General features: G+C 73.0%; 25 protein-coding genes. 13 read left to right on the top strand and 12 right to left on the bottom strand.

Annotated features, from left to right (window positions below; translation table 11 throughout):
* Positions 1–47: 47 nt before the first annotated feature.
* The 3 genes from IE249_RS02885 to IE249_RS02895 all read right to left on the bottom strand — a co-directional run bounded on the left by IE249_RS02885 (position 48) and on the right by IE249_RS02895 (position 3,378).
* Complete coding sequence (locus IE249_RS02885; RefSeq protein WP_189703227.1) at positions 48–2,000, bottom strand: ABC transporter ATP-binding protein; 1,953 nt, start codon at positions 1,998–2,000, stop codon at positions 48–50.
* A 188-nt stretch (positions 2,001–2,188) separates the two neighbouring features.
* Entirely contained in the window at positions 2,189–2,659 is a 471-nt protein-coding gene (locus IE249_RS02890; RefSeq protein WP_189703151.1) for a hypothetical protein, read from the bottom strand.
* Entirely contained in the window at positions 2,650–3,378 is a 729-nt protein-coding gene (locus IE249_RS02895; protein ID WP_189703152.1) for an ATP-binding protein, read from the bottom strand. Before IE249_RS02895 ends, IE249_RS02890 begins: the two co-directional genes overlap by 10 nt.
* 337 nt (positions 3,379–3,715) lie before the next feature.
* Between IE249_RS02895 and IE249_RS02900 the strand changes: the two genes are divergently transcribed.
* From IE249_RS02900 to IE249_RS02910, 3 genes are all read left to right on the top strand, one after another.
* The gene (locus IE249_RS02900; protein WP_189703153.1) at positions 3,716–4,576 is read left to right on the top strand and encodes a Sco1979 family transcriptional regulator; all 861 of its coding nucleotides are present in this window, start codon (positions 3,716–3,718) and stop codon (positions 4,574–4,576) included.
* The gene (locus IE249_RS02905) at positions 4,577–4,867 is read left to right on the top strand and encodes a DUF397 domain-containing protein (RefSeq protein ID WP_189703154.1); all 291 of its coding nucleotides are present in this window, start codon (positions 4,577–4,579) and stop codon (positions 4,865–4,867) included.
* A 101-nt stretch (positions 4,868–4,968) separates the two neighbouring features.
* The gene (locus tag IE249_RS02910; protein ID WP_189703155.1) at positions 4,969–5,799 is read left to right on the top strand and encodes an SAM-dependent methyltransferase; all 831 of its coding nucleotides are present in this window, start codon (positions 4,969–4,971) and stop codon (positions 5,797–5,799) included.
* A gap of 74 nt (positions 5,800–5,873) precedes the next feature.
* Here the strand turns inward: IE249_RS02910 and IE249_RS02915 are convergent, their stop codons facing one another.
* Entirely contained in the window at positions 5,874–7,361 is a 1,488-nt protein-coding gene (locus IE249_RS02915; protein WP_189703156.1) for a glutamate synthase subunit beta, read from the bottom strand.
* Between the two features lie 141 nt (positions 7,362–7,502).
* Positions 7,503–8,246, bottom strand: coding sequence for a DUF2293 domain-containing protein (locus IE249_RS02920; RefSeq protein ID WP_189703157.1), 744 nt, complete (start codon positions 8,244–8,246; stop codon positions 7,503–7,505).
* A 115-nt stretch (positions 8,247–8,361) separates the two neighbouring features.
* On the opposite strand from IE249_RS02920, the gene IE249_RS02925 reads away from it, so the two are divergent.
* A complete protein-coding gene (locus IE249_RS02925; protein ID WP_189703158.1) occupies positions 8,362–9,012 on the top strand; it encodes a nucleoside/nucleotide kinase family protein in 651 nt (216 codons plus the stop codon).
* A 7-nt stretch (positions 9,013–9,019) separates the two neighbouring features.
* Positions 9,020–9,829 carry a methyltransferase domain-containing protein gene (locus tag IE249_RS02930; protein WP_189703159.1) on the top strand — a complete coding sequence of 270 codons (810 nt, stop codon included), beginning with the start codon at positions 9,020–9,022 and terminating at the stop codon, positions 9,827–9,829.
* Between the two features lie 34 nt (positions 9,830–9,863).
* Here IE249_RS02930 and IE249_RS02935 read toward each other — a convergent pair whose 3' ends face one another.
* Together IE249_RS02935 and IE249_RS02940 are read right to left on the bottom strand one after the other, a co-directional pair.
* The gene (locus tag IE249_RS02935; RefSeq protein WP_229857300.1) at positions 9,864–10,754 is read right to left on the bottom strand and encodes a carbohydrate kinase family protein; all 891 of its coding nucleotides are present in this window, start codon (positions 10,752–10,754) and stop codon (positions 9,864–9,866) included.
* 98 nt (positions 10,755–10,852) lie between these two features.
* Positions 10,853–11,758, bottom strand: a complete 906-nt coding sequence (locus IE249_RS02940; protein ID WP_189703161.1) for a pseudouridine-5'-phosphate glycosidase — start codon at positions 11,756–11,758, stop codon at positions 10,853–10,855.
* A gap of 99 nt (positions 11,759–11,857) precedes the next feature.
* Here IE249_RS02940 and IE249_RS02945 point away from each other — a divergent pair, with 99 nt between their 5' ends.
* Positions 11,858–12,286: a VOC family protein gene (locus IE249_RS02945; protein WP_189703162.1), complete on the top strand. Its 429-nt coding sequence runs from the start codon at positions 11,858–11,860 to the stop codon at positions 12,284–12,286.
* A gap of 64 nt (positions 12,287–12,350) precedes the next feature.
* Here the strand turns inward: IE249_RS02945 and IE249_RS02950 are convergent, their stop codons facing one another.
* Both IE249_RS02950 and IE249_RS02955 read right to left on the bottom strand, forming a co-directional pair.
* Positions 12,351–12,872, bottom strand: coding sequence for a methylated-DNA--[protein]-cysteine S-methyltransferase (locus tag IE249_RS02950; protein WP_268249662.1), 522 nt, complete (start codon positions 12,870–12,872; stop codon positions 12,351–12,353).
* Positions 12,873–13,076: 204 nt separating this feature from the next.
* Positions 13,077–13,958: a glycerophosphodiester phosphodiesterase gene (locus tag IE249_RS02955; protein WP_189703164.1), complete on the bottom strand. Its 882-nt coding sequence runs from the start codon at positions 13,956–13,958 to the stop codon at positions 13,077–13,079.
* A 286-nt stretch (positions 13,959–14,244) separates the two neighbouring features.
* Here IE249_RS02955 and IE249_RS02960 point away from each other — a divergent pair, with 286 nt between their 5' ends.
* The 6 genes from IE249_RS02960 (at position 14,245) to IE249_RS02985 (ending at position 22,676) form a co-directional block, all read left to right on the top strand.
* Positions 14,245–15,114, top strand: coding sequence for an MHYT domain-containing protein (locus tag IE249_RS02960; RefSeq protein WP_189703165.1), 870 nt, complete (start codon positions 14,245–14,247; stop codon positions 15,112–15,114).
* 40 nt (positions 15,115–15,154) lie between these two features.
* Positions 15,155–17,323, top strand: a complete 2,169-nt coding sequence (gene uvrB, locus IE249_RS02965) for an excinuclease ABC subunit UvrB (RefSeq protein ID WP_189703166.1) — start codon at positions 15,155–15,157, stop codon at positions 17,321–17,323.
* A gap of 174 nt (positions 17,324–17,497) precedes the next feature.
* Positions 17,498–18,076: a TerD family protein gene (locus tag IE249_RS02970; RefSeq protein ID WP_189703167.1), complete on the top strand. Its 579-nt coding sequence runs from the start codon at positions 17,498–17,500 to the stop codon at positions 18,074–18,076.
* Between the two features lie 88 nt (positions 18,077–18,164).
* The gene (locus IE249_RS02975) at positions 18,165–20,273 is read left to right on the top strand and encodes a TerD family protein (protein ID WP_189703168.1); all 2,109 of its coding nucleotides are present in this window, start codon (positions 18,165–18,167) and stop codon (positions 20,271–20,273) included.
* 260 nt (positions 20,274–20,533) lie between these two features.
* Positions 20,534–21,535: a TerC family protein gene (locus IE249_RS02980; RefSeq protein WP_189703169.1), complete on the top strand. Its 1,002-nt coding sequence runs from the start codon at positions 20,534–20,536 to the stop codon at positions 21,533–21,535.
* Between the two features lie 40 nt (positions 21,536–21,575).
* Positions 21,576–22,676: a calcium:cation antiporter gene (locus IE249_RS02985; RefSeq protein ID WP_189703170.1), complete on the top strand. Its 1,101-nt coding sequence runs from the start codon at positions 21,576–21,578 to the stop codon at positions 22,674–22,676.
* A 33-nt stretch (positions 22,677–22,709) separates the two neighbouring features.
* Here IE249_RS02985 and IE249_RS02990 read toward each other — a convergent pair whose 3' ends face one another.
* The gene (locus IE249_RS02990; protein ID WP_189703228.1) at positions 22,710–23,981 is read right to left on the bottom strand and encodes an MFS transporter; all 1,272 of its coding nucleotides are present in this window, start codon (positions 23,979–23,981) and stop codon (positions 22,710–22,712) included.
* Between the two features lie 183 nt (positions 23,982–24,164).
* On the opposite strand from IE249_RS02990, the gene aroQ reads away from it, so the two are divergent.
* Entirely contained in the window at positions 24,165–24,638 is a 474-nt protein-coding gene (gene aroQ, locus IE249_RS02995; RefSeq protein WP_189703171.1) for a type II 3-dehydroquinate dehydratase, read from the top strand.
* A 215-nt stretch (positions 24,639–24,853) separates the two neighbouring features.
* On the opposite strand, the gene IE249_RS03000 is transcribed toward aroQ, so the two are convergent.
* Together IE249_RS03000 and IE249_RS35970 are read right to left on the bottom strand one after the other, a co-directional pair.
* Complete coding sequence (locus tag IE249_RS03000; RefSeq protein WP_189703172.1) at positions 24,854–25,510, bottom strand: MBL fold metallo-hydrolase; 657 nt, start codon at positions 25,508–25,510, stop codon at positions 24,854–24,856.
* An 81-nt stretch (positions 25,511–25,591) separates the two neighbouring features.
* On the bottom strand, positions 25,592–25,970 hold a 379-nt coding region (locus tag IE249_RS35970), incomplete at its 5' end, for a maleylpyruvate isomerase family mycothiol-dependent enzyme (protein ID WP_229857302.1).

Raw genomic sequence — 25,970 nt, forward strand, 5'->3', positions numbered from 1 at the left:
TGCGTTTCGCCCGACGACCGTCCCGAGCGTTCGTGGTGCCGGTCCGGTCAGCTCGGCCTCGGGGTGGGGAGCCGGGTCGTGAACTGTTCCGCCTGCAGCGCGTACAGCTCCGCGTAGAGACCGCCGGTGGCCAGCAGCTCGTCCGGCGGGCCGGACTCCACCAGGCGCCCCTGCTCCAGTACGTACACCAGGTCGGCGTGGCGCACGGACGCGAGCCGGTGGGTGATCAGCACGACCGTCTGACCTCCGTCGGCCAGCCGCCGGATCCGCTCGAAGACCTCCAGCTCGGCCCGGGCGTCCAGCGCGGCCGTCGGCTCGTCCACGATCAGGATGCTGCCGCGCCGGTAGGCGGCCCGCGCGATGCCCAGCCGCTGCCACTGCCCGCCGGACAGCTCGTGCCCGCCGCTGAAGTCGCGCGCCAGCAGGGTGGCCAGCCCGCGCGGCAGGTCGGCCACCACCTCCCCGGCGCCCGCGTCCGCGACCGCGTCCGCCAGCCGCTCCTCGGTGAGCGGCGCCGACGAGCGGCCCACCGCCACGTTGACCCGGGCCGTGAACGGCCAGCGTTTGAAGTCCTGCGCCACCATGGCGATGCGCTCCGCGAGCGCGTGCCGGTCGGCCGTCGCCGCGTCCACGCCGTCCCACAGGATGCGGCCGCTGTCCGGCGTGTAGAGCCCGGCCAGCAGCTTGACCAGGGTCGTCTTCCCCGAGCCGTTCTCGCCCACCAGCGCCACGATCCGCCCGAGCGGAATGCTCAGGGTGACGTCGTCGAGGGCGGGCCGGGTCACCTCCTCGCCCGGGTAGCCGAACGTGACGTTCTCGAAGCGGATCTCGCGCGGGTCCTCGGGCAGCGGCCTGCCGCCGGCCGGGATCGCCCGCTCGGCCGCCTCGGTGTAGAGGCGCTGCAGATCACCCACGAAGAGGGCCTCCTCGTGCAGCTGGTTGACCTCCAGGACCAGGGTGTCCAGGCTCGCCGACCCGGTGCGGATCGCGATCACCGCCGTACCGGCCACCGACAGCGCCATCGCCCCCGCCAGCAGCAGCCCGCCCAGGGTCGCGTACGTCGCCACCGTCGCCAGCCCCGTCCAGGCCGCCGCGAACAGCCCGGTGCGGGCCGCCAGCCGGGCCAGCCGCGCCTGCTCCGCCTCCGCCGTCTCCGACATCGCCCGGTAGTGGCGCAGCAGGAAGGGGCCCACCCCGTGCACCCGGATCTCCGGCGCGGCCGCCGGCTCGGTGAGCAGCCCGCTGAGCAGGTGTCCCGCGCGGGCGTGCTGGACCCAGATGTGAAAGGACTCGTAGCGGCGCCGCGCGTTGGTCAGCGCGCTCCAGGCGCTCGGCAGCGTCATGGTGACCAGCAGCGGCAGCAGCACCGGATGCAGCACGGTCAGCACACCCGCCGCCGCGATCAGCGAGATCACCGCGTTCACCACACGCGTGCCGTACATGATCATCCGGCGGGCGGAGGCGGCGCCGTACTGCGCGGTGTCCAGCAGCTTGTGGAACGCGTGGTCCTCGATCGCGGCCAGCTCCACCGCCGCCGCCCGCTCCAGGTACAGCTCGGTGGCCACCCGCTCCACCTTCGGCTCGAGCCGGCCGGTCGCGTACGTCGACGCCGCCCTCAGCAGCGCCCCGACCAGCATCACCGCCGCCATGACCACCAGCGCGGGCACGGCGCCGCGCAGCCGGTCCTGCAGCGCGCCGCCGGCCATCAGACGGCCCAGCACGCTGTTCACCGCGAGCAGGCTCACCGCCTGTGCGAGACCGCGCACGGACTCGGCGGCCAGCACGGTCCGCGCGGCCCTGGGGTCGGCCTGCCGGGCGAGCCGGAAGCTCGAGGCGAGCAGGCCGGGCAGCCGCCGCAGCATCCCGCGGAAGTTCAGCTCGAGGAAGGCGTCACGGTGCTGGTTCCAGCCCATGTCGTAGCGCAGGGGGCCGCCGAAGAGCAGCCGCTCGGATTCCGACACCTCGGGCCCGTCCGGCTCGCCTCCACCCCCGCGTCGCATCCTCACCTGCGGCCTCCCCCGATCGTGGACGAACGCCACTATCGCCGCACCGGCGCGCACCGGGCAGGGCGCACGAACCGGCGGGGGAAGCGCGCGGGCGCGCGACGGCGGCGGGGGCCGGGAGGGTGCGGGGCCGCGTGCGGCTCACGCGTCCCGCGCGGGTCCCGTGTCGAGGGACGGGCTCCGTACTACGCGCTGACGGGGCGGGACCACGCCGGTGTGGTCCCGGTGATCCGGCACAGGGCCAGGTACAGGGGGATCGGCGGGGTGTACGGCACCTTGCCGTCGGGGCGGTGCAGTAGCTCCGGGAGCGCGGCCGAGGGGGCGTCCGGCAGGACCGCCCCGGTGGCGTAGTGCGCGGGGGCGGGCCAGCACAGCGCGTAGTCGGAGTCGGCGGGGACGATCCACCACCAGTGCTTCTCGTCGGCGTAGACGCAGCCCACGCGAGGCAGCCGGGGCATCAGCAGCGGCCCGAGTCCCGCGGGCACCCCCACCGCGTCACAGCCCAGCGGCGCCGTCATCCCCTCGGGGACGGTCAGCCGCCGGGGGGCGGCGGGCGTGCCGGGCCGGCCGGACGTGCGCAGACCGCGTCCCAGGCGTACGAGCGTGTCGAGGCTGACCACCTGGCCACGGGCTCCGGGAACGCGGCTCACAGCCATACGGCCCCCGTTCGGGCCGGGGCCTGGTGGGACGCCTGGTGCGGAACGCCCCGCCCGGGGCGGCGCTCGCCCGGTCCGGCAGCGGGGGTGCCGCCGTCGCCGGTGCCCTGGCGGGCCTGGCGGTGGCGGTCGTCGGCCTCGTCGTCGGGGGCGCGGTGCGGCGCCGGCTTGGGCCGGGCACCCCAGCCGAGATCGTCACTGACCTCGTGGGGGCCGCGGGTCCCGTGCGGGTCCGGCGCGGTGCTGCCGCGGGGGAGGTCCGCCCACACCACGAGCCCCGGCCCGTGTTGCTGCGCGCCCCAGGACCGGCACAGGGCGTCGACGAGGAGCAGTCCCCTCCCGTGCTCCTCCTCCGGCTGCTGCGGCGAGGGATGCGGCTCACCCGGCGCGCAGCCCTCGTCGCGCACGGCTATGCGCACGACGTCGGCGCCGTCCCGCAACTCGCAGACGACGCGGGTGCTCGCGGTGTGCACGACGGCGTTGGTGACCAGCTCGGAGACGACCAGGGCCGCCGTGTCGCAGGTGTCCTCGCACACCGCCCAGCCGTTCAGGCGGGCCCGGGTCAGACGTCTGGCCTGCGCGGGCGAACCCGGATGCGCGGCCAGTTCGAAGCGGAACCGGCGCCCGGCGACGGACCCGAGGGGGCCCGCTCCGGTGGGGGCACCGGGGCCGGTGAGGCCCGCGGCGGCGTCTGTTCCTAAGGGCGGGGACGGAATCACGCTTGCCACTATCGCCCCGGCGTGAACACTTGGCAAGTGTCACTGTGAAAAATGCAGAGTGCGGTGTGACGCGATGGAAGGCCGTGGCACACTGCTCGCAACAGCACGTCGCGCGGCGCCAGTTGGGATCGGCGAGGACCCCCGGGTCTTCGAAGGGATCTTCGAATGGCGCCGCAGGGCTGTGCAGGCGAAAGGCGCCGCTGAGCTGCGCGGACCCCTGAGGACCGGGCGGGCTCACGGCTGTTGGCGCGGGGCCGTCCGGCTCCCCCGTGGGAGCGGGACCACGGCCGGACGGAAGCGTTTCTTCAAGAGCTGGACGCGTTGTCGGAGGTGGAGCGTGAGCGAGCCGCGGTCGGCGCCGACCGTCGGGCAGGTCGTGCTCGGCCGGCGCCTGCTCGACCTGCGGGAGCGCGCGGGACTCAAGCGTGAGGAGGCCGCCCGCATCCTGCGCGTCGCCCCCGCCACGGTCCGCCGCATGGAGATGGCCGAGGTCGCCCTCAAAATCCCCTATCTGCAACTGCTGCTGAAGGCGTACGGAGTCTGCGACGAAGAGGCCGAGGGCTTCGTGCAACTGGCCGAGGACGCCAACCGCCCCGGCTGGTGGCAGCGGTTCCACGACATCCTGCCCGGCTGGTTCTCCATGCACGTCAGCCTGGAGGGCGCCGCCTCCCTCATCCGGTCCTACGAGCCGCACTTCGTGCCCGGCCTGCTGCAGACCGAGGGCTACGCGCGCGCGGTGCTCGAGTCGGGGGCCGTCGGCCAGACCAGCCCGGAGGAGACAGAGCGTCATGTCGCGCTGCGCATGCAACGCCAGGAACTGCTCACCCGTTCCGACGCCCCCAGGTTCTGGGTCGTGATGGACGAGACCGTGCTGCGCCGCCCGGTGGGCGGCCCGGAGGTGATGCGTGCCCAGGCCGACAAACTGCTCGAGGCCGCGAGTCTGCCCAATGTGACGCTGCAGATCGCTCCGTTCTCCTCGGGGCCGCACCCCGGCACGTACGGGCCGTTCGTACTGTTCCGATTCGCCGTGCCCGAACTGCCGGACATGGTCTACAGCGAGTACCTGACCGGCGCCGTCTACCTGGACGCGCGCAGCGAGGTGGCCACCCATCTCGAGGTCATGGACCGCATGGCGGCGCAGGCCGCCACCGCACATCGCACGAAGGAGATCCTCCGGGATTTCCGCAAGGAGCTGTGAATGGATCGCATCACGTCCCAGCCCGCGCCGCGCCGTCGCGGTGAGCGGATCCGCGGTGAGCGGATCTACAACGGCATGCCCGCGCGCGAGCTGGGCAGCGAAGGCTGGCACAAGCCGTGGAGCGGCGGCAACGGGGGCAACTGCCTGGAGGCGATGAAGCTGGCCGACGGCCGGATCGCGGTACGGCAGTCCACCGACCCCGACGGGCCGGCCCTCATCTACACCACCGACGAGATGACCGCCTTCATCGAGGGCGCGAAGGCCGGGGAGGCGGACTTCCTCCTGTCCTGAACCGAATCCTTTTTCCTCACTCAACCCCCTTATCCTGGTACTGACTTGATCATTGGCTTTGTTTCCCCCGCCCGCCTCACCAGATGCTCACGGAGTGCCTCATGACCGGGACGCCCGGGCCCGATCCCCTCAACGCGACCGGTCCCGCCGGGATCGACACCAGCAGGCCGCATCCCGCGCGGATGTACGACTGGTATCTCGGCGGCAAGGACAACTACCCCGTCGACGAGGCGATGGGGCGGCAGATGCTGGAACTCGACCCCCGCGTGCCGGTGATGGCACGGGTCAACCGGGCGTTCATGCACCGGGCCACCCGCTGGCTCGCCGGGAACGGCATACGGCAGTTCCTGGACGTCGGCACCGGCATCCCGACCGAACCGAACCTGCACCAGGTGGCCCAGCGGGTCGCGCCCGACGCGCGCGTCGTCTACTGCGACAACGACCCGATCGTCCTCGCGCACGCGGCGGCACTGCTGCGCAGCACGCCCGAGGGCGTCACGGAGTACCTGCAGGCGGACGTCCGGGATCCGGCGACCGTCGTCGAAGGGGCCAGGAAGGTCCTGGACTTCGGCCGTCCCGTGGCCCTCTCGCTCGTCGCGCTGCTCCACTTCGTCTCCGACGACGACGGCGCTCACGAGCTGGTGGGCCGACTGCTCGCCGAACTCCCCTCGGGCAGCTACCTGATGATGACCCACGCCACCGCCGACTTCACCCCCGAGGACTCGGCGGCGGCCACCGAGAAGCTCAAGGCGGCCGGTGTCACCCTGGCGCTGCGCTCCCGCGAGCAGTTCACCCGATTCTTCGACGGGCTCGAACTCGTGGAGCCCGGCGTCGAGGTGGTCCACAAGTGGCACCCGGAGCTGGGCGAGCCGGTGCCGGGCCAGGAGGACGGGGTCATCCCGGGCTACGGGGCGGTCGCGCGCAAGCCGTGACGCGATCCGGGCCGGGCGAGCCGTGACGCGATCCGGGCCGTGGCAGCCGTGACGCGAGCCCGGGCCGCGGCCGACTAGACCGTCATCGGACGGTCGTACGGTCCGATCGGCGCCGGAAGGCTCGAACTGCCGGTGAGGTGGCGGTCCACCGCGGCCGCCACCGCCCGTCCCTCCGCGATCGCCCACACGATCAGCGACTGGCCGCGGGCCGCGTCCCCCGCGGCGAACACGCCGGGAACGTTCGTCGCGAAGCCCGCGTCCCGCGCGACCGTCCCGCGCGGCGTCAGGTCGAGCCCCAGCTGGTCCACTAGCCCGTCCGCGCGGTCGGGCCCGGTGAAGCCGAGCGCGAGCAGCACCAGGCCGGCCGGCAGCCTGCGCTCGGTGCCCGGCCGCGGGCGCCGGGCCGCGTCCACCTCGACCAGGTGCAGCCACCGCACCCGCCCCTCGGCGTCACCGGTGAAACGGAGCGTCGACGCCGCGAACAGCCGGGCGTCGGCGTCCGCCGCGGGCGCCGTGCGCAGCTCCCCGGCCTCCTGGTGCGCGGCCGAGAGCCGGTAGATTTTGGGGTACGTGGGCCACGGCTCGCTGTCCTCGTCGCGCTCCTCCTCCGGCTGGGCGTAGATGTCCAGCTGGGTCACGGACGCCGCGCCCTCCCGCACCGCGGTGCCCAGGCAGTCGGCCCCGGTGTCACCGCCGCCCACGATGACGACGTGCCGGCCCGCGGCCGACAGCGGCGACGCCTCGATGTCCCCCTCGCACACGCGGTTGGCCAGGGGCAGATACTCCATCGCCTGATGTATGCCGGACAACTCCCGCCCCGGCACGGGAAGTTCCCGCCACGCCGTGGCCCCGGTGGCGATCACCACCGCGTCGTAGCGCGCCCGCAGCTCCCCGGCGCCCACGTCCCGCCCGACCGCCGTGGACGTACGGAACTTCGTCCCCTCGGCCCGCATCTGCTCCAGCCGCCGCTCCAGATGGTGCTTCTCCATCTTGAAGGCGGGGATGCCGTACCGCATCAGCCCGCCGGGCCGGTCGTCCCTCTCGAACACGGCGACCGTGTGTCCCGCGCGGGTCAGCTGCTGGGCCGCGGCGAGCCCGGTCGGACCGGACCCGATCACCGCCACCGTCCGGCCCGACAGCCGCTCGGGCGGGCGCGGCGGGGTGAAGCCCTCCGCCCAGGCGCGGTCCGCCACGGCGCACTCGACGTTCTTGATGGTGACCGCGGGCTGGTTGATGGCGAGCACGCACCCCGCCTCGCACGGCGCAGGACACAACCGGCCCGTGAACTCCGGGAAGTTGTTCGTCGCGTGCAGCCGGTCGCTCGCCGCCCGCCAGTCCTCCCGGGAGACCAGGTCGTTCCACTCGGGGATGAGGTTCCCCAGCGGGCAGGCGTCGTGGCAGAACGGCACACCGCAGTCCATGCAGCGGTCGGCCTGTTTGCTGATGATCGGCAGCAGCGCCCCGGGAACGTAGACCTCGTCCCAGTCCCGCACCCGCTCCCCGACGGGCCTGCGGGGCCATTCCTGGCGGGGGGTGGTCATGAAACCCTTGGGATCGGCCATGGCCGTCTCCCTCGTGTCCGCGTACGACAGGGCCGTGCGACATCGGGCGGCACTCTTCCGGCCACGATACGTCCCACCGGCCCTGCGCGCAGAGTGTGCGACAGCAGTCTGTGACAGCGCTTTCCCGGGGCAGGACCGGGCTCAGCCGGCCTCGGCCGCCGCCTCCGCCGCAGGCCCTGCCGCCGGCCCCGGTCCGGCCCCCGCCTCGGCTCCGGTTTCGCGCCACGACCGCAGTACGGACCGCACCACCGGTGCGATCCGCCGCCGCGCCTCGGGGCGCGCCACCCCCGCCATCAGCAGGTGGTCGTACGGCGTCTCCCGGTGCCGTACGGACGCCGCGACCGCCGAGGTCACCGCGCCCTCGGACAGCGCCCGCCCCGCCGCGCTGCGCCCGACCCGCCCGCTGCCGCGCTCCGCGGCGTGCGCCGCGACGGCAAGGGCCCGCTCGGCCGGACAGCCGGGGTACAGCCGCCGGATCTCCGCCGCGAAGGCCGCCACGAACCGCGCGTCCTGCGCCGCCCGCCGCCGGGCGTCCCGCGCCCGCCGCCGGCGGCGAGCCTCCGCGTCCGCCAGGCACCGCCGCTCGGCCCGGGTGAGCGCACCCTCCTCCACCAGCAGCCCCTGACGTTCGTAGCGGCCCTTGCGCCGGTTGAACCGCACCACCACGGCCCACAGCGTGCTCTCCTCCCGCGCCCTGCGCGTGAGCGCGGTGTCGCCGCGCGGCAGGAACACCAGGTGCCCGAGGTCGGCGCAGTCCGTGCAGCGGGGCACGCCGTCCTCCAGCACCAGCAGGGGCTGCGGTCCACGACGGCACCGGGCGCAGTGCTTACGCCGCAGCGGCTGGACGACGACAAGTCCCGCGCGGGGCAAGGAAGCCGAGGTCATGCCGGGTACATTCCCCGGCGCGCGCCCCGGCGCACCCTTCTGCGCACTCCTCTGCGCACCCCTCTGCGCAGCCCTCAGCGCACTCCTCTGCGCCACCGGCCGCCCCTGACGCATCATGGGCGCTGTGCGGCTCGAAGCGATCACCTGGGAACGGCTCGGCGACCTCCTCGCCGAGCGGCTGCTCGACCTCGAGCCGGGTGACGGCGGCCCCTGGCCGCGCATCGCCTTCGACGGCGCCCCGGCGGCCCGCCCGGGCGACCTGGCCGAGCGGGTGTCGCAGGCGCTGCGTGTGCGCGGCCGCCCCTCGCTGGTGGTGGGCGCCGAGGGCTTCCTGCGCCCGGCCTCCCTCCGGTACGAACACGGCCACCACGACCCGGAGTCGTACTACAACGGCTGGCTCGACACGGGCGCCCTGTGGCGCGAGGTCTTCGGCCCGCTCGAACCCGGCGGCGACGGCCGCGTCCTGCCTGACCTGTGGGACCCGGTCACCGACCGCGCCACCCGCAGCTCCTACGTCCCGCTCCCGCCGGGCGGCCTGCTCCTGCTGCACGGGCCGCTCCTGCTGCGGCACTGGTTCCCCTTCGACCTGACCGTGCACGTACTGCTGACCCAGGGTGCCCTGCGCCGCCGTACCCCCGAGCCGGACCACTGGACCCTGCCCGCCTTCGAGCGGTACGAGGCCGAGACCGACCCGGCGGGCACGGCCGACGTCCTGGTACGCGCCGACGACCCGCGCCATCCGGCCTGGCGCGGCCCACTGGGATGATCGCCGCATGACGACCAGCGCGCCCGGAGAAGGCGACGGCTACCTGCTCGCCAACCGGCAGACCGAGGCGGGCGAGCGCTTCGACGCCTTCGCCACCCTCTTCGACCCCACGACCTTCCGCCACCTCGAGGCACTCGGCGCCGGACCCGGCCTGCGGTGCTGGGAGGTCGGCGCCGGCGGCACGTCCGTCGTCTCCTGGCTCGCCGAGCGGGCCGGCCCGGACGGCAGGGTCGTCGCCACCGACATCGACACCTCGCTGGTCGCCGCGGCCGCGGGCCCCACGGTCGAGGTGCGCGTCCATGACGTCGGCGCCGACGAACCGCCGGGGGAGGACTTCGACCTGGTGCACGCCCGGCTCGTCCTGGTCCACGTCCCGGACCGGGAGCGGGCGCTGCGGTCCATGATCAGCGCGCTGCGGCCCGGCGGCCGGCTGCTGCTGGAGGACGCGGACCCGGCGCTCCAGCCCCTGCTGTGCCCCGACGAGCACGGCCCGGCCGAGGAACTCGCCAACCGGCTGCGGCGCGGCTTCCGCCGGCTCCTCGCCGACCGCGGAGCCGACCTGTCGTACGGGCGCAGGCTGCCGCGTCTGCTGCGGGAGGCGGGCCTGGGACAGGTGGAGGCCGACGCGTACTTCCCGGTCACCTCGGCCGCCTGCGCGGCCCTGGAGTCCGCCACGGTCCGCCAGATCCGCGCCCGCCTCGTCGCCGCGGGTCTGGCCACCGACGAGGAGATCGACCGGCACCTGGCCAACGTCGCCTCCGGCACCATGGACCTGGCCACGGCACCGATGATCTCGGCCTGGGGCCGGAAGGAATAGCCGCTCCCGCCGGCCCTGCGGGAACCCGTCCGGATCAGCCGGGCGGCCTCCCTCCCACCCGTGTCACCGCGAGCGCGCCCGCCCGGCAGCCCGCCGCCGCGGCCTCCTCCGGCGTGGCGCCGCCGAGCAGCGCGGCGAGGAAACCTCCCGTGAAGGCGTCACCGGCGCCCGTGGTGTCACGGGCCGCGGCCGGCACGGCGGGCACGCGGGCGCGCACGGCGCCCGACCCGGCCACGAGTGCGCCTGCCTGGCCCTGCTTGGCCACCACCAGCGGAAAGTGCCGGCTCAGCTTGGCCGCCGCGTCCGCCGGATCGGGCAGACCGGTGAGCAGGCACGCCTCGTCCCGGCTCGGCAGCAGAACGTCCACGCCCTGGGCGAGGGCCAGGAACCGGTCCGCTCCCAGCGCGCCGAGGAACCCCGCCGAGGCCGGGTCCAGGCTGACCGGCACCCCACGCGCGCGTGCCGAGGCGACGGCGGCGGATACCAGGGCACGGCTCGGCGCGGAGAAGAGCAGGTAGCCCGACAGATGCAGCCGGGCCACCCCGTCGAGCAGCGCCTCGGACCAGTCACCGGGGTCCAGCCGCAGGGACGCCCCGCTGTCGGTGAGGAACGTGCGCTCGGCCGCGGAGGCCGCGTCGACCAGGCAGATCACCGTCCCGGTCGGCGCGCGGGGGTCCACCACCAGCCGGGGACGCACCCCGGCGGCGATCAGCTCCCGCTCGTGCCAGGCGGCCGCGTCCGAGCCCACCCGGCCGAGCAGCCGTACGTCCGGGCACCCCTGACGCACCGCCCAGCAGGCCACGTTGGCCCCCGCGCCGCCGGGCACCGTCCGGATCGAGGCGACCGTGTCCGTCCCTGCCGCGAGCGGCCCCCGGTGCCGCGCCACGACATCGGTCACGACATCGCCGACCACCAGCAGCCCCACCCCATCGCCCGCCCCGGCACCGGCACTCGGGCCCGCACCGGCACTCGGGCCCGCACCGGCACTCGGGCCCGCATCGGCCTCCGGGTCCCCTCCCGTGGTCACGCCCGGGTCCAGGCCGCCGCGATACGGGCCGCCAGCCGTACGTTGCCGCGCACGGCGGCGAGATTGGCGCGCAGCGACGCGCCGTCCGTGTGCCGCACCAGATGGTCGAGCAGGAACGGCGTGACCGCCTGTCCCGTGACCCCCTCGCGCGCGCACGCGTCCAGCGCCTCGGCGAGCACGCGCGCGTGCAGCCCGGGATCCAACTGCTCGTCCTCGGGCACGGGATTGGCGACGATCAGCGCGGACTCGGGCGCCCGCAGCGCGTTCTGCGCGCGCATCACCTCGGCGACCTCCTCGGGCGTGCGCAGCGTCCAGTCGACGGGGTGCCCCGAGTCGGTCAGGTAGAAGCCGGGGAACCGGTCCGTGCCGTACCCGGCCACCGCGACCCCGAGCGTCTCCAGCCGCTGCAGGGTCGCCGGCACGTCGAGGATCGACTTCACGCCGGCGCACACCACCGTGATCCGGGTGCGTGCGAGCAGCCCCAGGTCGGCGGACTCGTCCTGCGTCACCGTCCACTCGCGGTGCACCCCGCCGAGCCCGCCCGTCGCGAACACCCGGACCCCCGCCAGGGCGGCCAGCAGCGCGGTCGCCGACACCGTGGTCGCCCCGCTCGCCCCCGAGGCGACGCCGAGCGGCAGGTCGCGGTGACCGAGCTTGCGTATCCCCTCCTCGTTCGCCACCCGCTCCAACTGCTGCTTGTCCAGACCGACGTGCGGATGCCCGTCCAGCACGGCGATCGTCGCGGGTACGGCGCCCTCCCCCCGTACCGCGTCCTCCAGTTCCAGCGCCACCTGGAGGTTTCGCGGGCGCGGCAGCCCGTGAGCGATGATCGTGGACTCCAGGGCCACCACCGGACGGCGCGCGGCGAGCGCCTCCCGTACCTCTTCGGACACCACCAGCACGTGCCAGCCTCCCGTCTGTCGCTCTCCCCTCATCTCTGGCGGGCCGCGCACCCGGTCAAACCCTTGCGGCCGATGCGGCGCGGCACCAGCCTGGTACGCATGACGGACAACACGACACGCCTCGACCACGTCGTCCTGTGGGTGCGCGATCCCGTCGCCGCGGCCGGCTTCTACGAGAAGTCGGTGGGCCTGGAACCGATCAGGCTCGCGGAGTTCACCGCCGGCACGGTGTCCTTCCCCTCCGTGCGCGTCAACGAGGAGACGATCCTCGACCTCGCCCCGCTCGACATGGCCGAACGCATGAACATGCTCCCCGGCGCCGCGGCCGGCGCGGGCCACCCGGTCAACCACGTCTGCCTGTCCCTGACTGCCGACGCGTTCGACGCGCTGCGCGGCCGCCTGAAGGAGGCTGCCGTCCCCGTGTCCGACCTCTCCTACGACTCCTACGGGGCCCGTGGCCCGGCCAAGCGCAGCTTCTACTTCCGCGACCCCGACGGCAACATCGTCGAGGCCCGGCACTACGACTAGCCGGCAGCCGGCTCGGATACCACTGGCAGGCAGCCGGCTCGGATACGGCTGGCCGGCAGCCCGTTCAGAACAGCGGCTCGGGCAGCACGCCCTCCAGGGCGAGCAGCCTGCGCTTGGTCTCCAGACCGCCGCCGAAGCCGCCGATCCCGCCGTCGCTCTCGACGACCCGGTGGCACGGCACGACGACCGGCAGCGGGTTGGAGCCCATCGCCACGCCCACCGCCTGGGCCGCTCCCGGCTGGCCCACCCGGCCGGCGAGGTCCCCGTAACCGACGACCGAGCCGTACGGGACACCGGCCGCCAGCTCGCGCAGCACCTGCCGGTTGAAGCCCGATATCAGAGACCAGTCCAGCGGCAGTTCGAAGTCGCGCCGCTCGCCCGCGAAGTACGCCTCCAGCTGACGTATCGCCTCCGCCAGCAGCGGCGAGCCGGGCTCCTGGACCGGCTCGGTGCCCAGCCGGGACGCCAGCCGGGCCAGCGCCCGGTCGCGCACCGCGTCGGTGGCGTGGAACACGACGTTGACCAGGCCGTCCTCCGTCGCGGCCAGCATCAGGGGCCCGATGCCGGTGCCGACCACGGCCCACACCACTCGCTGCCCGCCCGGTGCCTCCCGCTCACCTTCCACGTGCCGCCCGTCCTCCACGTGCTGTTCACCCCCCACGTCCTGCTCGCCCCCCTCGTCCCGCTCGTGGCTGTCCATGCGACCACGGTACGGGCGGCCACTGACAATGCCTCCGACCTGCGGTTTCGTCGTCCGGCGCCCATCGCCGGGGAAGTCCGCCGCGGTGGCTCAGGAGGACCGCAGCGCCGTGCGGACCACGTCCGGCTTGTTGGTGATGACCCCGTCGACGCCGTCACCGGCGGCCGTACGGGCACGGGTGGCGTCGTCCACCGTCCAGGTGAAGACCTTCAGCGGGTTGTCGTGCGGTCCCCGGAAGGCGTGCACGGTCGAGACGTAGTTGGCGGAGAGCGTGCCGAAGGACGGGTTGATCAGGTCCACGAAGCCCGCGTACCGGTGCAGGTCCGCCATGGCCGGCCGGCCGAGGAAGGCGGTCCGGACGCCGGGCTTGAGCTCGTGCACCGTGCGCACGCTGTCGGCGCTGAAGCTCTGCACGATCAGCCGGCTCGCCAGGTGCCGGTGGTCGAGCCAGCCGTCGTTGCCGAGCACCTTGAGGATCTGCCGCTCGATGCCCGGGTACAGCTGGGGGTTCTTGACCTCCAGGAGCAGCTTCTCGTGGTTGTGCTCGACCCGGCGCATGTACTGGTCCAGCGTCGGCACGCGCGTGCCGGCGTACGCGGGACCGAACCAGCTGCCCGCGTCCAGGCGCGCGATCTCGGCGGCGGTGAAGTCCTTCACCTTCCACGGCGCCCGCCGGGGGAAGACCTGTTCCACGTTCGTGGTCCGCGCCAGGCTGTCGTCGTGGAGGACGACGAGCTCGCCGTCCTTGGTGCGCTGCACGTCGTTCTCCACCCAGGAGAACCCGAGCGCGGCCGCCTTGTCGATCGCCGGCAGGGTGTTCTCGGGGGCGTAGGCGGAGGCGCCGCGGTGGGCGACGACCACAGGCCGCGGCGCGTCGCCGGCGGCCCGGGCCTCCGAGGTGGGCAGCAGCAGGGTGAGCCCGAGGACGGCCGTCAAGGCCGCGGTCGTGACGGCAACTGAGCGCGCGCGCATGCGTACTCCTCACATCGGTCGATCACGTACAGCACCAGACTGGCAGCACTGAGTCATCGGCGCGTGGCGGTGGTGTGCGCGCGACGGTCCCGGACCGGCGCGTGTCGCACAAGTCCGCTCACGGATGCCGCACATGTGCGGCAAGGACGTGTTTCTTTGCCGGAAAATCGTTCGACCATTCCGGTGGGAGTCATACTCTCTGCGTCAGCCTTGACCGCCCCGGCGGTCCTGGGACGGGGGACGCACGCGACATTCCGGGACGTAAGAGGGTGAAAGGGCGCCGCGCATGCAGGGCACGGTCGACGGATTCAGCTACGGGACGGTCACACCGCTGGTGGCCTATCTCATGGCCTGCCTGGGTGGAGCCCTCGGACTGCGCTGCACCACGCGCGCGCTGCTGGTCGCCCACTCCTGGCGCCCGGGCTGGCTCGCCCTCGGCTCGGCGGCGATCGGCTCCGGCATCTGGACGATGCACTTCGTCGCCATGATGGGCTTCACCATCCAGGGCGCCCCGATCCACTACGACCGGCCGATGACCTACGCCAGTCTCGCCGTCGCCATCGTCATGGTGGGCGTCGGGATCTTCATCGTCGGCTACCGGGGCGCCACCGGCTCCGCGCTGTTCACCGGGGGCACGATCACCGGCCTGGGTGTCGCCTCCATGCACTACCTGGGCATGGCCGGCATGCGCTTCGACGGCGAGTTCGAGTACGACATCCTCACCGTCTCCGCCTCCGTGGTCGTCGCCGTCGTCGCGGCGACCGCGGCACTGTGGGCGGCCGGGCAGGTCAGAGGGTTCGTGTGGAGCGTCGGCGCGAGCCTCGTCATGGGAGTCGCCGTCAGCGGCATGCACTACATCGGCATGGCCGCCCTCACCGTCCATCTGCACGGCGTCACCGCCGCGCCCACCGGCGGCGACTCGCCGGCGGCCCTGCTCGCCCCGATGCTGATCGGCCCGCTGGCCTTCCTGCTGCTCGCCGGCGTCGTCGTGATGTTCGACCCGCTGATGGTCATGGGCGGGCCGGACTGGACCCCCGTCGACCACAAGCCCGGCGTCCCCGCCCGCGAACTCGTCGCGCACACCGCCCGCCGCCCCGCCGTCCGCACCCGCCGCACCCAAGACCGCCCCCGCTCCCGCGCCCCGCAGAACCGCTGATCCGTCCCCGTTGTCAGTGGCGGGTCGTACGGTGGATGGCATGCGGCCCGTCTCACACATCGAACGCACGGTGGCGCCCTTCGAGGTCGTCAGCTCCTACCAGCCCAGCGGCGACCAGCCCCAGGCCATCGCCGACCTCGCCCGGCGTGTCGAGGCGGGCGAGAAGGACGTCGTCCTGCTCGGCGCCACCGGTACCGGCAAGTCCGCCACCACCGCGTGGATGATCGAGAAGCTCCAGCGCCCGACCCTGGTGATGGCGCCGAACAAGACCCTGGCCGCCCAGCTGGCCAACGAGTTCCGCGAGCTGCTGCCGAACAACGCGGTCGAGTACTTCGTCTCGTACTACGACTACTACCAGCCCGAGGCCTACGTCCCGCAGTCGGACACCTACATCGAGAAGGACTCCTCGATCAACGAGGAGGTCGAGCGCCTGCGCCACTCCGCGACAAACTCGCTGCTCACCCGCCGCGACGTCGTCGTGGTCGCCTCCGTCTCCTGCATCTACGGCCTCGGCACCCCGCAGGAGTACGTCGACCGCATGGTCCCCCTCCGCGTCGGCGACGAGATCGACCGGGACGACCTGCTGCGCCGCTTCGTCGACATCCAGTACACGCGCAACGACATGGCCTTCACCCGCGGCACCTTCCGGGTGCGCGGCGACACCGTCGAGATCTTCCCGGTCTACGAGGAGCTGGCCGTCCGCATCGAGATGTTCGGCGACGAGATCGAGGCGCTGTCCACCCTGCACCCGGTCACCGGCGAGATCATCAGCGACGACCAGCAGCTCTACGTGTTCCCGGCCTCGCACTACATCGCGGGCCCCGAGCGCATGGAGCGCGCGGTCAACGGCATCGAGAAGGAGCTCACCGAGCGCCTCGCCGAGCTGGAGAAGCAGGGCAAGCTCCTGGAGGCCCAGCGCCTGCGGATGCGCACCACCTACGACATCGAGATGCTCCGCCAGATCGGCACCTGCTCCGGCGTGGAGAACTACTCGATGCACTTCGACGACCGCGCCCCGGGCACCCCGCCCAACACCCTGCTGGACTACTTCCCGGAGGACTTCCTCCTCGTCATCGACGAGTCCCACGTCACCGTCCCCCAGATCGGCGCGATGTACGAGGGCGACGCCTCCCGCAAGCGCACCCTGGTCGAGCACGGCTTCCGGCTGCCCTCCGCGCTGGACAACCGCCCGCTGAAGTGGGAAGAGTTCCAAAAGCGCATCGGCCAGAGCGTGTACCTGTCGGCCACCCCCGGCCAGTACGAGCTGTCCCGCTCCCACGGCCAGGTCGAGCAGATCATCCGCCCCACCGGCCTCGTGGACCCCGAGGTCGTCGTCAAGCCCACCGAGGGTCAGATCGACGACCTGGTGCACGAGATCCGGACCCGGGTCGAGAAGGACGAGCGCGTCCTGGTCACCACCCTCACCAAGAAGATGGCCGAGGACCTCACCGACTACTTCCTCGAACTCGGCATCCAGGTGCGCTATCTGCACAGCGACGTCGACACCCTGCGCCGGGTCGAACTGCTGCGGGAGCTGCGCTCCGGCGAGTTCGACGTCCTGGTCGGCATCAACCTGCTGCGCGAGGGCCTGGACCTGCCCGAGGTGTCCCTGGTGGCCATCCTCGACGCGGACAAGGAGGGCTTCCTGCGCTCGGGCACCTCGCTCATCCAGACCATCGGCCGCGCCGCGCGCAACGTCTCCGGCCAGGTCCATATGTACGCCGACAAGATCACCCCGGCGATGGAGAAGGCCATCGAGGAGACCAACCGCCGCCGGGAGAAGCAGATCGCGTACAACAAGGCGAACGGCATCGACCCGCAGCCGCTGCGCAAGAAGATCAACGACATCGTCGCCCAGATCGCCCGCGAGGACGTCGACACCGAGCAGCTGCTCGGCAGCGGATACCGCAAGTCCAAGGACGGCAAGGGCGCCAAGACCCCGGTGCCCTCGCTCGGTTCCCACACCGTCAAGGACAACGACCCGGCGAAGCCTGCCAAGTCCGCCCGGGGCAAGGCGAAGGCCAAGGCCGGACAGGCGGCGCCGACCGACCGGCCGGCGGCCCAGCTCGCCGAGCAGATCGAGGAGATGACCGAGCGGATGCGGGCCGCGGCGGCCGACCTGCACTTCGAGGTCGCGGCCCGGCTGCGCGACGAGGTCTCCGAGATGAAGAAGGAACTGCGCCAGATGCGCGAGGCCGGCCTCGCCTGACGCGGCCCGAGGGCGCCCGGTCCACGGCGGGACCGCGCGCCCTCGTACGCGCTGTGTTGCAAGACCGACACAAACCGCGGACCGGTGTGCGGCGATGTCAGTGCCCCTGCGTAGGGTTCTGGGCAACCGCGGAATCCGCGGCAGCAGGGGAGATGTACGAGAGGGGAATCAGCCGTGACCGTCAACTTGACCAAGGGTCAGGCCATCAGTCTGCAGAAGAACGACGGGGGCAGCCTGGCCGCGGTCCGCATGGGTCTCGGCTGGCAGGCGGCCCCGCGCCGCGGCCTGTTCGGCTCGCGCACCCGCGAGATCGACCTCGACGCCTCGGCCGTGCTGTTCGCCGACAAGCAGCCCGTCGACGTGGTCTTCTTCCGTCACCTGGTGAGCGACGACGGCTCCGTGCGCCACACCGGCGACAACCTCGTCGGCGGCGCGGGCCAGGGCGGCGACGACGAGGCGATCCTGGTGGACCTCCAGCGCGTGCCCGTCCACATCGACCAGATCATCTTCACGGTCAACTCCTTCACCGGGCAGACCTTCCAGGAGGTGCAGAACGCGTTCTGCCGCCTGGTCGACGAGACCAATGGCCAGGAGCTGGCCCGCTACACCCTCGCAGGCGGCGGCAACTACACCGCGCAGATCATGGCGAAGGTGCACCGTGCCGGCACCGGCTGGACCATGACGGCCATCGGCGTCCCTGCCAACGGCCGTACGTTCCAGGACCTGATGCCGGCGATCCTGCCGCACCTGTAGGCACACGGCCGCCAGGCACCCGCGAGGCAGGGCCCGGGGACGGCCCGCCGAGCGGCCGCACGACACCACACGACGCAGGGGGAAGGCGATGACGGCCGAGCTGGTGCGCGGGCAGAACCACCCGCTGACCGAGGTCCGCCTCGAGATACGAGTCTCGGCCGGCACACCGCTCGTGGCCGCGGCCACCCTCGGCGACGAGAACGGCAAGGTGCGCGGCGCCCAGTGGGTGGTCCACCCCGGGGCGCCCGCACTGCCCGGACTCGAGGTGCCCCGGCAGGCCGCCGCCGGCCACCGGCTCGCGCTCGATCTCGGCGCGATGCCGGAGGCCGTGCACCGCGTCTCGGTGCTGCTCGCCCTGCCCGCCCCGGGACCCGCCCGGTTCGGCGCGGTCGCCGCGCCCTTCGTCGCCGTCACCGGGCTCGACGGCACCGAACTCGCCGGCTACACCATCATCGGCCTGGACGCCGAGACCGCCGTGGTCGCCCTCGAGCTCTACCGCCGGCAGGACGCCTGGAAGGTCCGCGCCGTCGGCCAGGGATACGCGGGCGGCCTCGCCGAACTCCTCGCCGACCAGGGGCTGTCCGAGGCACGCCACCTCGCGGCCACCGTGGAGGAGGCGGTGGCCCGGGGCCTGGCCCGCTCGGTGGCGGCCCCTCCGTCGCGCACGGCGGACGGCGACCGCTCCCGGCACACCGCCCCGGCCGCGCCCGGACCGGACCAGACCGGCCCGGCGGCTTCTTCCGCTTCCTCCGGCCGGCAGACCGTGCCCGACACGGCACCGGCCCAGCCCGCAACGCCCCAGGACGGACGGACCAACGCCGCCCCGGGACAACCGGCGCCGCAGCCGCCGTACGCGGACAACAGCGGCCCTCAACCGCCGTACCCGGACGGGGCCTTGCGGCAGGCGTCCGCCTCGGGCCCCCAGCCCCCGGTGCCCGCCACCGGCCCCCAGCCGTCGGCGCCCACGCGCGGCCCCGTCGACTACACCCACCCCCGCAGGCAGAGTTCCGCCCCACCGCCGCCACCGCCCACCGCGCCCCCGGCGCCGCCCGGGCAGCCCGCGCAGCCGGTCGCCGGGGACGCGACCGGCTGGTCCATGGACGAGCGGCTCTACAACCAGGTCTGGGGCATGTTCGAGGACCTGGCCCGCACCACGGCCGCCTATCGCAGCGCCGTGGACTTCGCCGACTCGCGCCGGGAGAAGGAACTCGACCAGGCTCTGTCCGACCCGCGCAGCAGGACCGGCGGGCAGGGCGAGGCGGCCCGCGAGGCGGCGCACGCCCGGTACACCGCGCTCGTCGACCAGGCCCGGATGGCCCTCGACCGCGACCTCGCCCAGCTCACGGCCGAGTCCGAGGTCGTCGAGCCCGCGCTGCCGCCCGCCTTCGCGCGCTGGGACAACCCGGTCTGGCACGGCTACCGGGTGCCGATGGAGATACCGATGGCGGTCCGCCTCGGCGACCTCAACCTGCCCGAGAACCCGTCCCTGCGCATCCCGATGCTCCTGAGGCTCCCGCTGGAGCGCGGCCTGTGGATCGACAGCGGCCGATCCGCCTCGTCCGACGACGACGTGTTCGCCGACGAGGAGGAGCTGCGGCGCCTGGCGATGGAGGCGGCGGTGGCGCACGCCGCCCGGCTCCTCGCCGTCCACCCGGCCGGCGAGTTCGGCGTGCACGTCATCGACCCGGCCGGGGCGGCGGCGCGGACGCTGGCGCCGCTGGTGCGCAGCGGGGTGCTCGCCGGACCGCCCGCGGCGGGCGCCGCGGGGGTCGCGGACGTCCTCGGCCGGCTGACGCAGCGGGTCGACCTCGTGCAGATGGCGTTGCGCGGTGGCGCGCCGGACGCCCTGCCGCCGGGCTTCGACACCTCCGAACAGCTCCTCGTCGTCAACGACTTCCCGCACGGCTTCGACGACCGCGCCGTCAACCAGTTGCGCTATCTCGCCGACGAGGGTCCGGCCGTCGGCGTCCACCTGATGATGGTCGCCGACCGCGAGGACGCCGGCGCCTACGGCCCGTTGCTCGACCCGCTGTGGCGTTCCCTGCTGCGCCTCACCCCGGTCCCCGAAGACCACCTCGCCGACCCCTGGGTCGGGCACGCCTGGACCTACGAACCGGCGCTGGTCCCGGCGGGAAGCCGCGTGCTCGAGCAGGTGCTGGCACAGGTCGCGGAGGCCCGGCGCGAGTGGAACAGGTGAGGCTGGGAAGCGCACCGCACCAAGACAAAGTAAAGGTCCCTGACCTGGCTTTTTGATCTACCTTTTGCCAAGCCCTTTACCTTTCCTTGGTGATTCGGGTACTGTTTTCCCCACGGAGGAGAGTACTCCCGTCTGCTGCGGCGTACCCGTCAATACGGATCAGGCCAGATCCCGGGGCGCCGGCCCGTCACAGGGTGGAAGAGACCTCCGGCAGCGACGACGCTGACAGCTTTTGCCGTGACGTACCTGCCGGAGGCGCAATGGATGTATCGATGACCCTGTGGGTCCTTACCGTCGTGGGCCTGGCCGCCCTGATCGCGGTCGACTTCTTCATCGGGCGCAAGCCCCATGACGTGTCGGTCAAAGAGGCCGGGATCTGGACCGCCGTCTGGGTCGCGCTGGCCGGTCTCTTCGGACTGGGCCTGTTCCTCTTCGCCGGCGGCGCGCCCGCGGGCGAGTTCTTCGCCGGCTTCATCACCGAGAAGTCGCTGAGCGTCGACAACCTCTTCGTCTTCGTGCTGATCATGGCGAAGTTCGCCGTGCCCTCGCGGTACCAGCAGCGCGTGCTGCTCGTCGGCGTCCTCATAGCCCTGGTGCTGCGGGCCGTCTTCATCGCCGCGGGCGCCGCTATCCTCGCGAGCTTCTCCTGGGTTTTCTACCTCTTCGGCGCCTTCCTGATCTGGACCGCCTGGAAGCTCGTGATGGAGGCCCGCTCCGAGGCCGAGGACGAGGAGTACGAGGAGAGCAAGCTGCTCAGGGCCGTCGAGCGCCGTTTCGGGGTCGCCGACCGCTACCACGGCACCAAGCTGTGGATCCGGCAGAACGGCAAGCGTGTGATGACGCCGATGCTGGTCGTGATGCTCGCGATCGGCACCACCGACATCCTGTTCGCCTTGGACTCGATACCCGCGATCTTCGGCCTCACCCAGGACCCGTACATCGTCTTCACCGCCAACGCCTTCGCGCTGATGGGTCTGCGGCAGCTGTACTTCCTGATCGGCGGACTGCTGAAGAAGCTGGTCCACCTGTCCTACGGCCTGTCGGTCATCCTCGGCTTCATCGGCGTCAAGCTGGTGCTGCACGCGCTGCACGAGTCCGGTGTCCACGTCCCGGAGATCAGCATCCCGGTCTCCCTCGGCGTGATCTGCGCGGTCCTGGCCGTCACCACGATCACCAGTCTGCTCGCCACCAGGAAGCAGACCGCGGCGAAGGAGGTGCGAGAACCGGGCGAGGGCGCCACGAAGGACCGCGTCGACGTCTGACCGGAGTGCGAACCATGTCGGCCTCTGGGACGATCGCCTCATGATCACGCGGCTCAGGGCGCTCATGGCGGCTTGGACGACCGCGGTGCCGGTGATCGCGGTCGTCCTGCTGATCCTCACCTGGGGGCGCCCCCTGCCCGCCGCGGTCGTCGTACTGGTGACCCTCGTCCTCGCCGGCTCGGTCCTGGCCGCGGTGCACCACGCGGAAGTGGTCGCCCACCGGGTCGGGGAGCCTTTCGGCTCCCTGGTCCTCGCCATCGCCGTCACGATCATCGAGGTCGCGCTCATCGTCACCCTGATGGTCGACGGCGGCGACAAGAGCGCGACCCTGGCCAGGGACACGGTGTTCGCCGCCGTGATGATCACCTGCAACGGCGTGGTGGGCCTGAGCCTGCTCGTCGGCTCGCTCAGGCACGGCACTGCGGTGTTCAACGCCGAGGGCACCGGCGCCGCCCTCGCCACGGTGGCCACGCTGGCCACGCTCAGCCTGGTCCTGCCGACGTTCACCACCAGTCAGCCGGGCCCGCAGTTCTCCGGCGTGCAGCTCACCTTCGCGGCGCTGTCGTCCCTGATCCTGTACGGGCTGTTCGTGGCCACGCAGACCGTGCGTCACCGCGACTACTTCCTGCCCATCACCAGACAGGGCGAGGTGATCACCTCCGACGACCACGCCAGGCGTCCCTCCGCCCGCACCGCCGGGATCAGCCTCGGCCTGCTGGGCCTGGCCCTGGTCGGCGTGGTCGGCCTGGCAAAAGGTGTGTCACCGACCATCGAGTCCGGCGTGGCCGCGGCCGGACTGCACCACGCGGTCGTCGGTGTGATCATCGCCCTGCTGGTGCTGCTGCCCGAGACCATCGCCGCGCTGCGGTCCGCCCGGCGCGACCGGGTGCAGACCAGCCTCAACCTCGCGCTCGGCTCCGCGATGGCCAGCATCGGCCTGACCATCCCGGCCGTCGCGCTGGCGTCCGTCTGGCTTCCCGGCCCCCTGGTCCTCGGCCTCGGCGCCACACACATGCTGCTGCTCCTGCTCACCGTCGTGGTCGCCTCGCTGACCGTGGTGCCGGGGCGTGCCACACCGCTCCAGGGCGGCGTACACCTTGTGATCTTCGCGGCCTACCTGGAACTGGCCATCAACCCCTAGCTCCAGGGTCTCCGGTCGCCGCGGATCCCTCCCTCACCCGGTGACGGGCTCCGGGGCCGCGACGGGCACGGGACGTGTCTCGGGCAGCAACGCGAAGCACGCCAGGCCCAGCAGCGCGAGGGCGGTGAGATACGCGCCCACACCCCACGGGACGCGGCCTCCGCCCTCGGACAGCGCCGTCGCCACGATCGGGGTGAGGGCGCCGCCGAGCACCCCGCCCAGGTTGTAGCCCACCGCGGCGCCCGTGCAGCGCACCCGGGGCTCGAACAGCTCCGGCAGATACGCCCCGATCACGCCGAACATCGTCACGAAGGCGAGCAGCGCCCCCAGGAAACCGGCGAACATCGCCAGGGGGGCCCCGGTGGCCAGCAGCATCACCATCGGGAACATCCACAGCGCGCACGCGGCGCAGCCCACCAGGCACAGTGGCCTGCGCCCGTACCGGTCGCCGAGCAGCGCCGCCACGGGTGTGAAGGCGCCTTTGACCACCACCGCCGCCATGACACAGCCCAGCACGACCGTACGGCTCACCCCGAGCCGCCGCGTCGCGTACGCCAGGGACCAGGTCGTCACCGTGTAGAAGACCGCGTAGCCGACCGCCAGCGCGCCCGCCGTCAGCAGCACCAGCCGGCCGTGCCGGCGCACGACCTCGACGAGCGGCACGCGCGCGTGCGCACCGATCTCAAGGAAACGGGGACTCTCCACGAGCGAGGACCGCAGCCACACCCCGGCGACGGCCGGCACCGCGGCCGCCCAGAACGGCACCCGCCACCCCCACTGGGCGAACTGCGCGTCGGTGAGGAACGCCGACAGCGTCAGCATCACCCCGTTGGCGAGGACGAACCCCACCGGGGGCCCCACCTGCGGAAAGCTCGCCCACAAGCCGCGCCGCGCCGGCGGCGCGTGCTCCGCGGTGAGCAGCACCGCCCCGCCCCACTCGCCCCCGAGTCCCAGCCCCTGCAGAAAGCGCAGGACGACCAGCAGCACGGGAGCGGCCACGCCGGCCGTGCCGTACGTCGGCACGCACCCCACCGCGACCGTCGACGCCCCCGTCAGCAGCAGCGAGGCCACGAGCACCGGCCGCCGCCCGTGCCGGTCGCCGATGTGGCCGAACAGCACCGAGCCGAGCGGCCGGGCCACGAACCCCACACCGAAGGTCCCGAACGCCGCCAGCGTCCCGGCCACGGGCGAGAAGGCCGGGAAGAACAGCGGACCGAGGACCAGGGCCGCTGCGGTGCCGTAGACGAAGAAGTCGTAGAACTCGATGGCGGTCCCGGCGAGGGAGGCGGCGGCGAGCCGCGGCATGGACGGGGTGCTCACGGTGCGTACGGCGTGCATGCCGCGTCAACCACCCGCGGTGATCAGGGGTTACGGGGCGCACGGAGGCACGGCCCGCGCCGCGGAGCGAGCGGGGCGCGCCGTGATAGACCGGGTCCGAGCGGCGGTCACGCCTGCCCGCCGCCGTACGACGAACGGACCGGAGGAACCGTGCCCCGCACCCTGGCCAACGCCCCGATCATGATCCTCAACGGCCCCAACCTGAACCTCCTCGGGCAGCGCCAGCCGGAGATCTACGGCTCCGACACGCTCGCCGACGTCGAGGCGCTGTGCGCCGAGGCGGCGGCCGCGCACGGAGGCACGGTGGACTTCCGCCAGTCCAACCACGAGGGGGAGCTGGTCGACTGGATCCACGAGGCACGGCAGAACCACTGCGGCATCGTGATCAACCCGGCCGCCTACTCGCACACCTCCGTCGCGATCCTGGACGCGCTCAACGCCTGTGACGGGCTGCCGGTGGTGGAGGTCCACATCTCCAACGTCCACCGGCGCGAGTCCTTCCGGCACCACTCCTACGTCTCCCTGCGCGCCGACGGCGTCATCGCGGGCTGCGGTGTGCAGGGCTACGCCTTCGCGGTGGAGCGGGTCGCGGCCCTGGCGGGCCCGGCACGCACCGACGCGTAGACCCCACTCCGCGCGGCGGCGCCGGCCGGGGCCGCCGGCCGAGGGCGGGGTTGGAGGCCGGCGGCCCGTACCGCGCAGGAGCCGTCATCCTGTGCGGGGCTGCTCCCAGTTGACCGCGCGGCGGGACGAGCGGGGAGCGCACGTGTGCCACCGGCGCGTGTGAAGGCTTCACACGGGGCGCGAGCGGCGCGCGGCGCCGACGGCGCGCCGCCGGCTCACCACCCGCGCGCGTGCCACTGGGGCAGTTGCGGGCGCTCCGCACCGAGCGTGGTGTCGTCGCCGTGGCCCGGGTAGACCCAGGTCTCGTCCGGCAGCACGTCGAAGATCTTCGTCTCCACGTCGTGGAGGAGACTGGCGAACGCCTTCGGGTCCTTGAACGTGTTGCCGACGCCGCCGGGGAAGAGGCAGTCCCCCGTGAACACGTGCGGGTGCCCGTGCGGGTCGTCGTAGACCAGCGCGATGGAGCCCGGGGTGTGGCCCACCAGGTGCCGCGCGGTCAGCTCCACCCGGCCCACCCGGATCGTGTCGCCGTCGTCGACGGGCACGTCGGTGGGCACGGGAATGCCCTCGGCGTCGTCGCGGCCCGCGTACGTACGCGCGCGCGTGGCCGCCACCACCTCGGCCAGCGCCTGCCAGTGGTCGCCGTGCCGGTGGGTGGTCACGACGGAGGCGATGCCGTCGTCACCGATCATGCCGAGCAGGGTGTGCGCGTCGTTGGCCGCGTCGATCAGCAACTGCTCGTCCGTGGCCCGGCAGCGCAGCAGATAGGCGTTGTTGTCCATCGGGCCGACCGCGATCTTGGTGATCATCAGGTCCTTGAGCTCGTGCACGTCCGCCGGGCCGCCGACCCTCACCTCTCCGCTGTACGTCATGGCCGTCAGCCTATAGCGGTGAGCGGCCCGGGGATCGCCCACGCGCTGCGGCGGGCAGGGGCCCGGGAACGGTGCCGCGCGCTACAGCGGCGGAAGCACCGGCAGCGCGCCGCCCTCGGCCGTCAGGGCCGCGCCGTCGTGGCGCCCGGCGAGCCAGCCCAGCAGGTCCGCGGGCGTCCCGGTGACCGTGACCTCCGGTGCTGCCGCCTCCCGGCCGGTGCTCCACGCGCGCGTGCCGTCCGTCAGCCGGGTCGGCGGCACGTCCGGGTTCCCGGTGAACCTCCGGGCGAGGAAGTCGGTCTCCCGCTCGGTGAACTCCTCCGGCAGGTCCTCGAGTTCGTAGCCGATGCCGAGGTCCACGTGGTGCAGCTCGACCTCGGCCCAGCGCCGGAACGGCACCCTGGCGGCGGAGTCGGTGACCCCGTTGCGCAGTTCCACCGTGCGCGACCAGTCCGCCGGG

It is taken from the genome of Streptomyces anandii JCM 4720 (assembly GCF_014650655.1).
GTDB classification, from domain to species: domain Bacteria; phylum Actinomycetota; class Actinomycetes; order Streptomycetales; family Streptomycetaceae; genus Streptomyces; species Streptomyces anandii.

What these genes read in the sequence shown, in the direction of transcription:
- uvrB (WP_189703166.1), top strand. Translation starts at nt 15,155, where the DNA reads ATGCGGCCCGTCTCACACATCGAACGCACGGTGGCGCCCTTCGAGGTC.
- IE249_RS02905 (WP_189703154.1), top strand. Translation starts at nt 4,577, where the DNA reads ATGGATCGCATCACGTCCCAGCCCGCGCCGCGCCGTCGCGGTGAGCGG.
- IE249_RS03000 (WP_189703172.1), bottom strand. Translation starts at nt 25,510, where the DNA reads ATGACGTACAGCGGAGAGGTGAGGGTCGGCGGCCCGGCGGACGTGCAC.
- IE249_RS02910 (WP_189703155.1), top strand. Translation starts at nt 4,969, where the DNA reads ATGACCGGGACGCCCGGGCCCGATCCCCTCAACGCGACCGGTCCCGCC.
- IE249_RS02885 (WP_189703227.1), bottom strand. Translation starts at nt 2,000, where the DNA reads ATGCGACGCGGGGGTGGAGGCGAGCCGGACGGGCCCGAGGTGTCGGAA.
- IE249_RS02955 (WP_189703164.1), bottom strand. Translation starts at nt 13,958, where the DNA reads ATGCGCGCGCGCTCAGTTGCCGTCACGACCGCGGCCTTGACGGCCGTC.
- IE249_RS02975 (WP_189703168.1), top strand. Translation starts at nt 18,165, where the DNA reads ATGACGGCCGAGCTGGTGCGCGGGCAGAACCACCCGCTGACCGAGGTC.
- IE249_RS02915 (WP_189703156.1), bottom strand. Translation starts at nt 7,361, where the DNA reads ATGGCCGATCCCAAGGGTTTCATGACCACCCCCCGCCAGGAATGGCCC.
- IE249_RS02925 (WP_189703158.1), top strand. Translation starts at nt 8,362, where the DNA reads ATGGGCGCTGTGCGGCTCGAAGCGATCACCTGGGAACGGCTCGGCGAC.
- IE249_RS02930 (WP_189703159.1), top strand. Translation starts at nt 9,020, where the DNA reads ATGACGACCAGCGCGCCCGGAGAAGGCGACGGCTACCTGCTCGCCAAC.
- IE249_RS02960 (WP_189703165.1), top strand. Translation starts at nt 14,245, where the DNA reads ATGCAGGGCACGGTCGACGGATTCAGCTACGGGACGGTCACACCGCTG.
- IE249_RS02920 (WP_189703157.1), bottom strand. Translation starts at nt 8,246, where the DNA reads ATGACCTCGGCTTCCTTGCCCCGCGCGGGACTTGTCGTCGTCCAGCCG.
- IE249_RS02990 (WP_189703228.1), bottom strand. Translation starts at nt 23,981, where the DNA reads ATGCCGCGGCTCGCCGCCGCCTCCCTCGCCGGGACCGCCATCGAGTTC.
- IE249_RS02945 (WP_189703162.1), top strand. Translation starts at nt 11,858, where the DNA reads ATGACGGACAACACGACACGCCTCGACCACGTCGTCCTGTGGGTGCGC.
- IE249_RS02985 (WP_189703170.1), top strand. Translation starts at nt 21,576, where the DNA reads ATGATCACGCGGCTCAGGGCGCTCATGGCGGCTTGGACGACCGCGGTG.
- IE249_RS02980 (WP_189703169.1), top strand. Translation starts at nt 20,534, where the DNA reads ATGGATGTATCGATGACCCTGTGGGTCCTTACCGTCGTGGGCCTGGCC.
- IE249_RS02890 (WP_189703151.1), bottom strand. Translation starts at nt 2,659, where the DNA reads ATGGCTGTGAGCCGCGTTCCCGGAGCCCGTGGCCAGGTGGTCAGCCTC.